10 protein-coding genes are annotated in these 12,453 nt (G+C 59.3%); 8 read left to right on the top strand and 2 right to left on the bottom strand.

The features are described from left to right. The first annotated feature begins 80 nt into the window (after positions 1 to 80). The 5 genes from C4S63_RS08270 to C4S63_RS08250 all read left to right on the top strand — a co-directional run bounded on the left by C4S63_RS08270 (position 81) and on the right by C4S63_RS08250 (position 5,178). Positions 81 to 740, top strand: coding sequence for a hypothetical protein (locus C4S63_RS08270; RefSeq protein WP_231866000.1), 660 nt, complete (start codon positions 81 to 83; stop codon positions 738 to 740). Between the two features lie 3 nt (positions 741 to 743). Next, positions 744 to 2,000, top strand: a complete 1,257-nt coding sequence (locus tag C4S63_RS08265) for a DUF445 domain-containing protein (protein WP_063508249.1) — start codon at positions 744 to 746, stop codon at positions 1,998 to 2,000. A gap of 183 nt (positions 2,001 to 2,183) precedes the next feature. Next, positions 2,184 to 3,536, top strand: coding sequence for an SPFH domain-containing protein (locus C4S63_RS08260; protein WP_063525664.1), 1,353 nt, complete (start codon positions 2,184 to 2,186; stop codon positions 3,534 to 3,536). A gap of 115 nt (positions 3,537 to 3,651) precedes the next feature. Next, positions 3,652 to 4,068, top strand: coding sequence for an alternative ribosome rescue aminoacyl-tRNA hydrolase ArfB (arfB, locus tag C4S63_RS08255; RefSeq protein ID WP_062815481.1), 417 nt, complete (start codon positions 3,652 to 3,654; stop codon positions 4,066 to 4,068). A gap of 156 nt (positions 4,069 to 4,224) precedes the next feature. Beyond that, complete coding sequence (locus C4S63_RS08250; RefSeq protein WP_103917281.1) at positions 4,225 to 5,178, top strand: NAD(P)-dependent alcohol dehydrogenase; 954 nt, start codon at positions 4,225 to 4,227, stop codon at positions 5,176 to 5,178. A 111-nt stretch (positions 5,179 to 5,289) separates the two neighbouring features. Here C4S63_RS08250 and C4S63_RS08245 read toward each other — a convergent pair whose 3' ends face one another. Continuing rightward, positions 5,290 to 7,479 (bottom strand): OsmC domain/YcaO domain-containing protein, encoded by a 2,190-nt coding sequence (locus C4S63_RS08245; RefSeq protein ID WP_103917280.1) that lies wholly within the window; start codon positions 7,477 to 7,479, stop codon positions 5,290 to 5,292. A 251-nt stretch (positions 7,480 to 7,730) separates the two neighbouring features. Between C4S63_RS08245 and C4S63_RS08240 the strand changes: the two genes are divergently transcribed. The 3 genes from C4S63_RS08240 to C4S63_RS08230 all read left to right on the top strand — a co-directional run bounded on the left by C4S63_RS08240 (position 7,731) and on the right by C4S63_RS08230 (position 11,813). Beyond that, complete coding sequence (locus tag C4S63_RS08240) at positions 7,731 to 9,812, top strand: TonB-dependent receptor domain-containing protein (protein ID WP_103917279.1); 2,082 nt, start codon at positions 7,731 to 7,733, stop codon at positions 9,810 to 9,812. Between the two features lie 15 nt (positions 9,813 to 9,827). Next, on the top strand, positions 9,828 to 11,198 hold the full coding sequence (locus C4S63_RS08235) for a PepSY domain-containing protein (RefSeq protein ID WP_103917278.1): 1,371 nt from the start codon (positions 9,828 to 9,830) through the stop codon (positions 11,196 to 11,198). Positions 11,199 to 11,348: 150 nt separating this feature from the next. Next, positions 11,349 to 11,813: a bacteriohemerythrin gene (locus C4S63_RS08230; protein ID WP_062815106.1), complete on the top strand. Its 465-nt coding sequence runs from the start codon at positions 11,349 to 11,351 to the stop codon at positions 11,811 to 11,813. An 81-nt stretch (positions 11,814 to 11,894) separates the two neighbouring features. Here the strand turns inward: C4S63_RS08230 and uraH are convergent, their stop codons facing one another. Continuing rightward, complete coding sequence (gene uraH / locus C4S63_RS08225; RefSeq protein WP_103917277.1) at positions 11,895 to 12,299, bottom strand: hydroxyisourate hydrolase; 405 nt, start codon at positions 12,297 to 12,299, stop codon at positions 11,895 to 11,897. Between the last annotated feature and the right edge of the window lie 154 nt (positions 12,300 to 12,453).

The following is a 12,453-nucleotide window of genomic DNA, read 5'->3' as shown; positions in this document are numbered from 1 at the left end:
ATCTTGCCCGACCCGGCGATAGCGATAAAACCTCGCCAAGCCTCAAGGACCCGAAACCACAATAAAAACAGGAAACAATCGTGTCTGATTCGCCACTCTCGCCCGCCGCCCTGCGGGCGCGGATACAGCATTTATTATATCAACTGCCGCCGGTACAGCGTGCCGATGAACGCCTGCATCAGGTGGAGCAGGATGTGCTTCAGGGATTAAAGCATCGTCTCGAAGGGCTGGAGTCCCCCGGCAGCCTGGCGGGGGCAGCGGACAGTTTCCAGCAGTTGCTGGAAGTGTCCATGGAGCAGAGCCAGGAGCAGGCCCGTGCCATGCTGGTCAGCCAGATCCTGGCAGGCACCACCGCCGATGAAGCCCGTCTGCTGGCGGCGCTTTCCGATGGCAGTGGTTTCCCCATGCTGACGCTGTACACCGGTGGTCGTCTTTCGCCGGGGGTAGTCCATTATCGCCATTCCAATATCGGCAGAGCGGCCGGCATCCAGTGCACGGATTTTATCGCCTTCTATCTGAGCCGCCTGTTCGCCCGCGGTCTGGTGGTGGCTGCCGGCTTCAGCGAAGCGCGACGTACCGATTATGAATTGCTGGAAGGTGACAGCGATTACCGCAAGGCCGAAGAAGCGCTGAAAGCGCACTCCCCGAAACTGAAAGTCCGTCGTGAAACCCTCCACATGAGCCCGTTGGGCAGCAAGGTGTGGGCGTTGCTGGGCGAAGACGCAGCGAGCGAGGAGTAACCCATGATTACCGATATCAATCTGATTCTGGCGGACATCCAGGCCAACTGGCTGCTTTATCTGGCCATGCCGTTTGTGGCCGCAGCCATTGGTTATTACACCAAGGTGGTGGCCATCAAGATGATGTTCAAACCCCTGAACTTTGTGGGCTGGCGACCTTTCCTGGGCTGGCAGGGCATTGTGCCGCGCAAGGCCGCCACCATGGCCAGTATCGCCTGCGACCTGATGATGGAGCGGCTGCTCAAACCCGAGGATGTGTTCGACAAGCTGGATCCGCAACGGGTGGTAAAGGAAATCCGCGAACCACTGATCCGCTCTGTGGAAGATATCACCCGCGAGGTAGCCGCCGAATACCAGCCCGGCCTGTGGGAGTCCGCGCCGGAATCGGTGAAGAACCTGATTATCCAGCGCATCCAGAATGAAGCACCGCACATGGTCGAGCAGATCATGACGGACATCAAAAGCAACATTACCCGGGTGTTTGATCTCAAGGACTTGGTCACCAGCGCCCTGGTGCGTGACAAGGAGTTGCTCAACCGGGTGTTTCTGGAAGCCGGCCATGTGGAGTTCAAGTTCATCCGCAACTCCGGCATCTACTTCGGTTTTGCCATCGGTATTGTTCAGGCCATTGTCTGGGCCATGACCCATAACATCTGGGTGATTCCGCTGTTCGGGCTGTTCACTGGCTGGTTCACCGACTGGCTGGCCCTGAAGATGATCTTCAACCCGAAACAGCCGGTGCGATATCTGGGCCTGTTCGAATGGCAGGGCCTGTTCCTGCGTCGTCGCAAACAGGTGGCGGCCCGTTATGGGGAACTGGTAGCCACGGAGATCGTCACCCCGGCGGCGGTGATCGGTGCCATCCTTACCGGGCCCATGTCCGACCGGCTGTTTGGCCTGGTGCAGAAACAGGTGCAGAGGACCATGGACGAACAGGCCGGTCTGGCCAAGCCGCTGGTGGTCTTCGCCGTGGGCAGCACCCGCTATCAGGAAATGAAGCGCTCCGTGTCCGAGAAAGTGATGCAGCATCTGCCGGAAACGCTCACCCATATGGAAGCCTACGCCGAAGAGGCCATGGACCTGAAAAACCTGCTGGTCACCAAGATGCAGGAACTCACCGAGGAAGAATTCGAGGGGTTGCTCAGGCCGGCCTTCCAGCAGGACGAGTGGATTCTGATTACCGTCGGGGCGTTACTCGGGTTCCTGGTCGGCGAGTTGCAGGTGCATGTGATGCTCCACTTTGCGGTACCCGTGGGGTGAGTCGCGAGTGACGAGTTTCGAGAAGCGAAAACCGGTTCTTCCCGAATGCCGTTTTTGCCTTTCGAAACTCGTTTCTCGTTACTCGTTACTTGTTTCCCCAAATGTAAGACATTGCCCACTATCCTTTCCCGGAATGCCCTCTAGAATATTCTCCTTTCACGTTGACTGACTGGGGGAACATTCATGCTCAAGGACAAACTCAAAGGGTCCCTGCCCGTACCCAAACTGATCGGCGCCGTCATTGGTGTGCTGGTCCTGGTGGTGGTTGCCAATAAATCGATTTTCTATGCCGAACCCGGCTATGTGTATCACGTTCGCACTATTACTGGTCAGGAACAGGTGGTGTCGGATGTGGGTTACCAGTTCTTCTTCTTCGGTCGCTGGAATTCCTGGAAACGGGCGCTGACCGTTCAGGCGGTCAAAGGCGGCAGTGAAAACCTGGACTATGTGGAAGTGGAGAGCTCGGAGACCTCCGCCGCCCTGCCACCCCAGAACATCATGTTCCTGGACCAGGTGGACGCCAATGCCCAGGCCACGGTGCGGTTTACCATTCCTTCCGACAAGGAAAGTTTCCTGCAGCTGGCCCATGAATACCGGAACCCGGCAAACCTGCTGCGCACGGCGCTGATTCCCGCCTTCAAGGAAACCCTGCAGGCCAATGCGTCGCTGATGAGTGCCGAAGAGTACTACTCCGGCGGTCGTACCGAGTTCAATACCGAATTCGAAAACCAGATGATCAATGGCATCTATATCGTTCGCCGCGAAGAGATCAGCGAAAAGAGAGTGGGTGATGTGAGAGGCAGCGCCAATGTTGCCATGGGCACCCAGCAGCAGGACTACGGCGATGATTCCAAAGTGGTCTTCGTGGTGCGCAAGATGCTGGACGATACCGGCATCCCGCGCCGCAAGTCCCAGCGGTTTATCGACTACGGTGTGTCCGTGGTGGAAGCCCGTATCACCCAGATGGATCCGAACCAGCGCTTCGTCGAGCGTATGCAACTGAAGCAGAAAGCCTCTGCGGATCGGGCCATTGCCCGGGAACAACGGGTGCAGGAAGAAGAGCAGCGACTGCTGGCCATTGCCCGGGGTGAGCGGGAAGTGGCCGAGCGCCAGGCCAAGGCCAAGGTGGACCAGATCCAGCGCACCACGGAAGCGGAAACCGAGAAACAGCTGGCCATTACCGAAGCGCAGAAAAAACAGGAACAGGCGGAAATCGACAAACAGACCGCCCAGGTGAACCTGGAGAAAGCGCGCATCGAGGCGGAAACCCGGCGCACCCTGGCCGATGCAGAGGCCTATCAGAAAAAGGCCGTGCTGCAGGCAGACAACGCCCTGGCCCAGAAACTGGATGCAGAAATCGAGATCCAGAAAATATGGGCAGAAGCCTTCGCCCAGCGCAAGGTGCCGCAATATGTGTTTGGCGGTGGCGACGGGAATACGCCCACCGGCTCGGATTCCGAAACCAAGGCGTTCATGCAACTGCTGACCATGGATGCGGCCAAACGGCTCAACTACGACCGTGATGTGAAGAACTAATCACGCAAACAAACGCCTGCAGTGGTATCGACGACGCTGCAGGCGTGCTTCTTGAGGGAGGCCCCGGCGGCGCAGTCACTTGCTCCCCTTTCCCCGAAGCCGCTACAGTACCGCCATGCTGCAAATCACACCCAACCTGTCCCTGCCGGAACAGGAAATCGATCTTCAGGCAATCCGTGCCCAGGGCAGCGGCGGCCAGAATGTGAACAAGGTGGCCTCGGCGATCCATCTGCGCTTCGATATCCGGGCCTCTTCCTTGCCGGAACGGTACAAGGAACGGTTACTGGCCCTCAGTGACCAGCGCATCACCAGTGATGGGGTGGTGGTCATCAAGGCCCAGCAATTTCGCACCCAGGAAATGAACAAGGAAAACGCCCTGGCCCGGCTGGCCCAGTTGATCAAAGGCGTGACGGTGGAGCAGAAAAGCCGCAAACCGACCCGGCCCACCCTGGGCAGCAAACGGCGGCGCATGGACAGTAAAACCAAACGCGGCAGGACCAAGTCCCTGCGCGGCAAGGTGGATCCGGGCTAAAGAGAGAATCTGACGCCTTCGGCCAGGCCGAGGGCTGTCTTGTCGCCTGCCGCCGTCCTGACACAAACCCTCTTTCCCTTGGCGTCATCGGACCACACTCTTCACGCTCCCCTTTGTTAAGCTTGGGCTCGCTGAGTTCATCACGGAGCCAACACCATGAAAGCCATCACCACCACAGGCTGGGGCCTGTCAGCCAAACTGACCCTGGAAACCGCGTCTGCCCCTGCCCGTTTGGGCGCCAACGATGTGCTGGTGCAGGTACACGCCGCGTCTGTGAACCCCAAGGACTGGAAGCTGAATTACCACGCGGCGGTGGCTTTCACGCCATTGCTGGTGACCAAGTTGCCGCCCTTCTTCGGTGATGATCTGGCGGGTGTGATCATCGACAAGGGCAGCAAGGTGCAGGACTTCGAGATTGGCGATGCGGTTTACGGGATGGACATGCGCCCGCGCACCGCATCACTGGCCGAGTTGACCCGTATCGATCAGAAGCGGATTGCCAAGAAACCGCCGTCGCTCACGTTCCAGCAGGCAGCCTCCATGCCGCTGGCCGCCCAGACTGCCCTGCAAGGCCTGAAAAAGGGCAAGGCGGAAGCCGGCAAGACGGTACTGATCATTGGGGCTTCCGGCGGTGTCGGGACCTTCGCGGTACAGATCGCCAAGGCCATGGGGCTCCATGTCACCGGCGTATGCAGTGGCCGCAACGCGGAGTTTGTCCAGGAACTGGGTGCCGATGCCATCATTGACTATACCCAGGGGGATTACCGGAAGACCGTCGATCCCTTTGATCTGGTCTTTGATGTGACCTCCTACGAATCCCCGCTCACCTGTGATGGGCTGATCGGTGACGATGGCTGGTTTATTTCCACCGGCGGTGATGCCCGCTCCATGTTGATCACCCCGTTCTACCGGGTGTTCGGCAAGCATTGCGGCACCGTGGTGGTGGAATCCTGGACACGGGACCTGGACACCCTGTCGGACCTGGTGGAGAGCGGCAAAGTGCGCCCCATCATCGACAGCGTTTTTTCTCTGGCGGAGAGCCAGCAAGCCTATGAGCGCAGCCGCACGGGCAGGTGTCGGGGCAAGGTGGTGATCGAGGTCGCAACCTGAGGGAAAGGAATTGTTGGAGCCTTGCTCGCAAGGCGAATTGCCCCGGGTGTTCAAGCCCTTCGCTTTGCGAGCAAAGCTCCAACGGTTAGCGGAAGCGGCAGTCAGCGATTGTTACGCCAACCCGGCCTTCGCCGCCCGCGCCGCGTGCAGTTTCCTGTAGCTTTCAATCAGGCGCTGATGTTTCTCCAGGCCTTCCAGCTGCATGTTGGTGGGCGTGAGGCCGTGGAAACGGACGGTGCCATTCACGGATCCCTCCACCGCATCCAGGGTCTCTTTACCAAACATGCGCTGGAAGTTAACCCGATAATCTTCCAGCTCCAGCTCGTCATCCAGGGTGACTTCCAGCACCGCACGCATGGCCTGGTAGAACAGACCGCGTGCCACCGTGTTGTCGTTGAACTGCAGGAACATGTCCACCAGTTCCAGCGCGTCCTCATGACGCTGTAGCGCCAGATGGATCAGCAGCTTCAGTTCCAGCACGGTGAGCTGGCCCCACACGGTGTTCTCGTCGAACTCGATACCGATCAGGGTAATGATGTCCGTGTAGTTGTCGATCTGGCTTTCTTCCAGCCGCTCAGCCAGCTGGCTGAGCTGGTCGTCGTCCAGACGGTGCAGGTTGAGAATGTCTTCCCGGTAATCCAGCGCCATGTTGGTGTTGTCCCAGATCAGGTCTTCCACCGGGTAGACCTCGGAAAAGTCCGGCACCAGGATCCGGCAGGCCGGTGCACCCAGTTGATCGTATACCGCCACGTAGGCCTCTTTTTCCAGATCGTCGAGAATGGCGAACAGCCGCGCGGCTTCTTCATCATTGGTTCCGGAAAAATCCCACTCACAGAATTCTTCGTCCGCCCGGGCGCTGAAGAAGCGCCAGCTCACCACCCCGGTGGAATCAATAAAGTGCTCCACGAAGTTGTTGGGCTCGGTGACTTCCTGGCTGTTGAAGGTGGGCGGTGGCACATCGTTTAACCCTTCGAAACTGCGGCCCTGAAGGAGCTCGGTGAGGCTGCGTTCCAGTGCCACCTCGAAACTTGGATGGGCGCCGAAGGAGGCAAACACGCCGCCGGTACGCGGGTTCATCAGTGTTACGCACATCACCGGGAACTGGCCGCCCAGGGAGGCATCCTTCACCAGCACCGGGAAGCCCTGTTCCTCCAGCGCCTGGATGCCTTCCACAATGCGCGGATACTTGGCCAGCACACTGTCGGGCACATCCGGCAGGGCGATTTCTTCCTCGATAATATGCTTCTTCACCGCCCGCTCGAAAATTTCTGACAGACACTGCACCTGGGCTTCGGCCAGGGTATTGCCGGCGCTCATGCCGTTGCTGAGAAACAGGTTTTCGATCAGGTTGGAGGGGAAGTACACGGTCTCGCCATCCGAGTGGCGGACAAAAGGCAGTGCGCAGATGCCACGGTCCACCCGGCCAGAGTTGGTATCAATCAGGTTGGAGCCGCCCAGCTCCCCGTCCGGGTTGTAGATGCCCAGGCAGTAGTCATCCAGGATGCCTGCTGGCAGCGCATCATTGGGGCCGGGTTTGAACCACTTTTCGTTGGGGTAATGCACGAAGTCGCTGTCGGCAATGTCTTCACCGAAGAACTGGTCGTTGTAGAAGAAGTTGCAGTTGAGCCGCTCGATAAACTCGCCCAGCGCCGAACACAGGGCGGCTTCCTTGGTGGCGCCCTTACCGTTGGTAAAGCACATGGGCGAGGCCGCATCGCGGATATGCAGGGACCAGACATGGGGCACGATATTGCGCCAGGAGGCAATCTCGATCTTCATGCCGAGTTCCTCGAGGATGGCGCTCATGTTGGCGATGGTCTGCTCCAGGGGGAGATCCTTGCCCTCGATAAAGGTGCGGTGTTCGGCGTCCGGTTTCGCCATCAGCAGGGCCTGGGCGTCCTCGTCCAGATTGTCCACTTCCTCGATCTGGAATTCCGGCCCGGTCTGGATCACCTTCTTGACGGTGCAGCGGTCGATGGAGCGCAGAATCCCCTGGCGGTCCTTCTCGGAAATATCCTCCGGCAGCTCCACCTGAATGCGGAAAATCTGGTTATAACGGTTTTCCGGATCGACGATATTGTTCTGGGACAGGCGGATATTGTCCGTGGGGATATCCCGGGCCTTGCAGTACACCTTCACGAAATAGGCCGCGCACATGGCCGACGAGGCCAGGAAATAGTCAAACGGGCTGGGCGCCGAACCATCACCCTTGTAGCGGATCGGCTGATCGGTGATGACGGTGAAGTCATCGAATTTGGCTTCCAGGCGAAGGTTATCGAGGAAGTTGACGTTGATTTCCATGGCGGGGCTACCGGGGTTGCGAAATGGCGGGCGAAGGGTCGCCATTATCCCGGTTTTAAACGCTGTCGTCTTGGTTGTTGAATCCGGGCCTCCTGACAGGGCCGATGCCATGGAAAATATTTTTGCATAACAAGGCGGCAAGTGTGCGACAAAATGCCACATGTCCCCGCCCCGCGTATCCCCATACACTCTCCCGCCGTTATCGGGCCCAGTGCCCTCCCGTCCTTGCCGAATACCCTGGGGAATCGTTCATGCTGTCTTCACCGCGCCAACCGTTGCTTGCCTGCCTGTGTCTGTTGATCTCCGTGGATGCCATCGCGGCAGAGGACGAGGCCAATGTGCTGGCGCCGGTGACCGTAGAGGGCTCCGCGGAAAATGCCGCCGCGGAAACCCCAATCGAACTCCAGCGCGAGCAGGCCCTGACCCCCGGCGCGGTGACCCTGCTTGACACGCAGACGCTCAATGAGCGCAACGTGGTCAGTATCGGAGACATGCTGCGCTATGTGCCGGGCATATGGACCGCTACCGGCGCCACCGGGGATGCCACCTTTCTCTCCAGCCGGGGCTCCAATCTGGATGCCACCAACTTCGATGGCAACGGCGTCAAACTGATGATTGATGGCCTGCCGGTGACCGCTGCCGATGGCAACAACCACAACAGCTTTATTGATCCGATGGCCGCCCGCTATGCGGTCATTGCCCGTGGCGCCAATGCCCTTACCTACGGCGCCAGCACCCTGGGTGGGGCCATCGACTTCATCAGCCCCACGGCCCGTAACACCAACAACCAGATTTCCCTCAGCGGTGGCTCCCACGGCACCGTGCAAAGCCGGATTACCGGTGGCGTCGTGGCCGGCGATAAGGATGCGCTGGTGACCGTGGAGCAGCGCAGCTACGACGGTTTTCGGGATCATCAGGAACAGCAGCGCGGCAGCGTTTATGCCAACACCGGCTGGCAGATCAGCGATACGGTGGAAAACCGCTTCTACTTTTCCTACACAGATAACGATCAGGAGCTTGCCGGTTCCCTCACCCGGGCCCAGTTCGATGAGGACCCCTACCAGGCGGGGGAAGACAACGAGCGCGGTAACTTCCTCAAGAATGTGGAAACCTGGCGTGTGGCCAACCGCACCCGCTGGCAACTCAGTGACACCAGCAATCTGGTGGTGGGCTTTTCCTTCGAGGATCAGTCGCTCTATCACCCTATTGTTGGTGGGGCTGATCCCGGGTTTAGCCTGTTGATCGACAACGACCAGACCACCTTTGGCACCACCGTGCGTTTCGACAAACAGATGGGCAACCATGATCTGCTGCTCGGGCTCAACTACGGGCAAACCTGGGTGAAAGGCGGCAACTACACCCACAGCGGCGGCATCCGCGATGCCCTGACCACCAAAGTGGATAACAAGGCGGACAACCTTGAAATCTTCGCCATGGATCGCTGGCACTTTGCCGAGCGCTGGACCCTGGTCTACGGGGCCCAGGCGGTGACCGGGAGCCGGGAGGTAGATAATGTAAACGTATCCTCCGGTGCACAACGCAATCCCAACGACACCTACGAATCCTTCAATCCGCGCCTTGGGGTGATCTACCAGGTGGCCGATCGCAGCGAGCTGTTCGCCAATGTGAGCAAGCTCTATGAGGCGCCCACCCTGTACGAGCTGGAAGACGAGGTCCAGGCAAACAATGACACCCTGGATGCCATGCAGGGTGTGGTTGGGGAAGTGGGAACCCGGGGTGTGGCACCGTTTGGCCAGGATAACGAGTGGAATTGGGAAGTGGCGGTCTACTACGCCCAGATCGAAGACGAAATTCTTTCTGTTGAGAAGCCGGGGGCTCCCGGCACCAGTCAGGTCACCAATGTGGAAGACACTATCCATGCCGGCGTAGAAGCCCGGGTGGGTGCCAGCTTTGCCCTGGGCGATGGCCGCCACCGCATCGAACCGCTGTTGAGCATGACCTATAACGACTTCACCTTCGATAACGACCCGGTCTACGGCGACAACCAGTTGCCCGTGGCCCCGGACTTCTTCATCAAGGGCGAAGTCATGTACCGCCATGCCAACGGTTTCTTTGCCGGCCCTACCTTCGACATTGTCGATGACCGTTTTGCCGACTTTGAAAACAGCTATGAGGTGGACGGCTACGAACTGGTTGGCCTGCGTACCGGTGTCACCCGTGATGCCTGGGAAGTCTATCTGGAAGGCCGCAACCTGACCGATGAAGCCTACGTGGCCAACCTGACCGTACGGAATGACGCGAACATCAACGATGCCCTTCTTCAGGCAGGCGAACCCCGTTCCGTGTTCGCGGGCATCCGCTTTGATTTCTGACGAGAGGGTCTGCCCATGAATGCTGTCAATTCAGCCGGATCCGGGCCCACCCGCTTCTACCGGGCGGTGTGGCGCTGGCATTTCCTGGTCGGCATGCTGGTGCTTCCCTTCCTGTTTATGCTGGCGTTCACCGGCCTGCTGATGTTGCTAAGCAAGCCGCTGGATTCGGCCCTGAACGCGTCCCTGCAGACGGTTGAAGCAGGGACCAATCCCCTGCCCGCCTCCGTGTTGCTGGAAACCGTGGAGCAACAATATCCGCATGCCGCAGTAAAACTCTACCTGCCGCCCCAGGCTGCCGATCAGTCCGCACGGTTTTCTCTGCAGCCCCATTCCCATGCCGGCCACGGTGGCCATCATGCGCCGGCCACCGTGGTCTATCTGAATCCCTATACCGGACAGATACTGGGTGACCGGGATCCCGCTGCCAGCCTCTATGCGCGTATCAAGACATTCCATGGCTCCCTGTTCCTCGGTGACCTGGGCGATGCCCTGATCGAAATCGCTGCCGGTCTGGCAGTACTGATGATCGTCACCGGCCTCTATCTGGCCTGGCCGAAGGGCGGCCTGCGCACCCTGATTCCTTCCCGGACCGTCAGCAGCCGGGCGGACTGGCGCGGCTGGCACCTGGGCATTGGCTGGCTGATTGCCCTGCCGTTGTTGTTCTTCCTGATCTCCGGCCTGGCCTGGACCAACATCTGGGGTGGCAAACTGGTGCAGCCATGGGGTTCCCTGCCGGGCACCCGCTTTGATGCCACACAGGTGGCCCCGGAGGCCGTCGACAGCCATCACGCCATGAACGAAGCCGGCCTGCATCGCGTGCCCTGGGCGGTGGAGCAGACTCCCATGCCGCAGGGCAGTGCGGGAGATCGGTCCCTGCCACTGGATGATGTGGTGAGTCAGGCCCGTGCACAGGGATTCGGCAATTTCCGTGTGCATTTCCCGCAACAGGACAAAGGTGTCTGGACGGTCTCGGCCACCACCATCGCCGGCGACCTGACAAACCCGATGGACGAGCGCATCCTGCACCTGGATCCCGCCACCGGCCAGGCTCTGCAGGAAATCCGCTTCGCCGACTATCCGGCCATGGGCAAGGCCATGGCCGCCTCCATTCCGCTGCACCAGGGGGACCTGGGTCTGTGGAACTGGCTGATCAATCTGCTGCTGGTGACCCTGATACTGGCGCTCACCGTCACCGGGGCCCTGCTCTGGTGGAAGCGCCAGTCCCGCCGTGCCCCGCCCCGCGCCGAACCGGCCCCGGCACGCACCGTGGCTGTGATCATGCTGGTGGTGGCTCTGGCCTTCCCGCTCTCCGCCGCGGCCTTGCTGGCCATCATTCTGGTGGATACGTTACTGGTGTTACGCAAAGCCGCCCCAGCGGCACCGTAACAGGGGTGGCCCGTCGACGCCGGGAGTGCGCAACGTCCGCCCGGCAGTTCCCCCCTGTCTTTCGCGCACAAACCTTGATCCATATCTACATTCGCCGTTTCGCCCCCTGCTAGCGTCAAGAACCTGCAGCACGGCAAACGGAGAAGGATCATGCGCATCCTATGGGGCCCGGCCTACGAACTGGGCATTCTGGTCATCGACCAGCAGCACAAACGCATCGTGGATTACATCAATGAGCTGGATCGCCTGGCCGACCAGCCGGACGCCCAGCTGGGAGTGGCCCGGGTGCTCTACGACCTGGTGGACTATACCGAATCCCACTTCAGCTTCGAGGAAGCGCTCATGGAGCGGGCCGGCTATGGTGAGCTGGATGACCATCACCATAAACACCGGCAATTCACCTTTCATATCGAATCCCTGTTACGCCGACATGAGCAAGGAGACGCCGTCACCGATGAATTACTGCGACTACTGGAAGGCTGGTTGTTGCACCATATTCTCGAAGAGGATGGCGCCTACGCCGACGAGGTAAGGGATTTTATCAACAGCATAGGCCGGGAGCGGCTGGGCGGCTGGGTCAACGAAACGGTGCGCAAGCATTTCCGGGTGATGTAGGCATGTGACCCAGGCGCATATCCCGATACCAGTCACCCGGACAGCCCATTGCGGCGTCCGGGTGGCTTGGCGGTATCGTCGCTAGTTGCCCCGGTAGGTTGAGTAGCCAAACGGGCTGAGCAGCAGGGGGATGTGGTAGTGTGAAAGCGTTCCATCAACTTCGAAGACAACCGGGATTTCAGGGAAAAACGTTTCTGCATTGCGACGCTTCATCCAGTCACCGGTTTTGAACGTTACCTTATACACCCCCTCCTTAATATTTTTCCCGGCAGGGTATAGGGCGGTGATACGTCCTTGCTCATTGGTTTTTCCAGCGTTCAGTGACACCCACTGGCCATTGTCGTAATACGCCAAGGCCACCTCAATGCCGGGCCCCGGAAGACCATTCTGGGTGTTGAGAACATGTACGCTGAGGGGATTATCTGCTGCGGAAACCGTTACAGAAGTGATCAGTAAAACCAGGGTGGCGAGTGCCTTCTTGAACATGTGAGATCCTGTGGAAATCTGAAAACGATGACTGTCTCACCTGGTAGGAAAAGGATGCGTGTAGATAGGTTCCCAGCTTTTTCCTTTGCCGCCACGATGTTGCCCTCAATGAACGGACAACCTGGCACTCAGGCAGCGCTGGCCGGAAGCTGTC

It is taken from the genome of Alcanivorax sp. DSM 26293 (assembly GCF_900107995.1).
Taxonomy (GTDB): Bacteria; Pseudomonadota; Gammaproteobacteria; order Pseudomonadales; family Alcanivoracaceae; genus Alcanivorax.
Note: the sequence above shows the minus strand (reverse complement) of the source record. Positions and strands in the feature narration are given on the sequence as shown.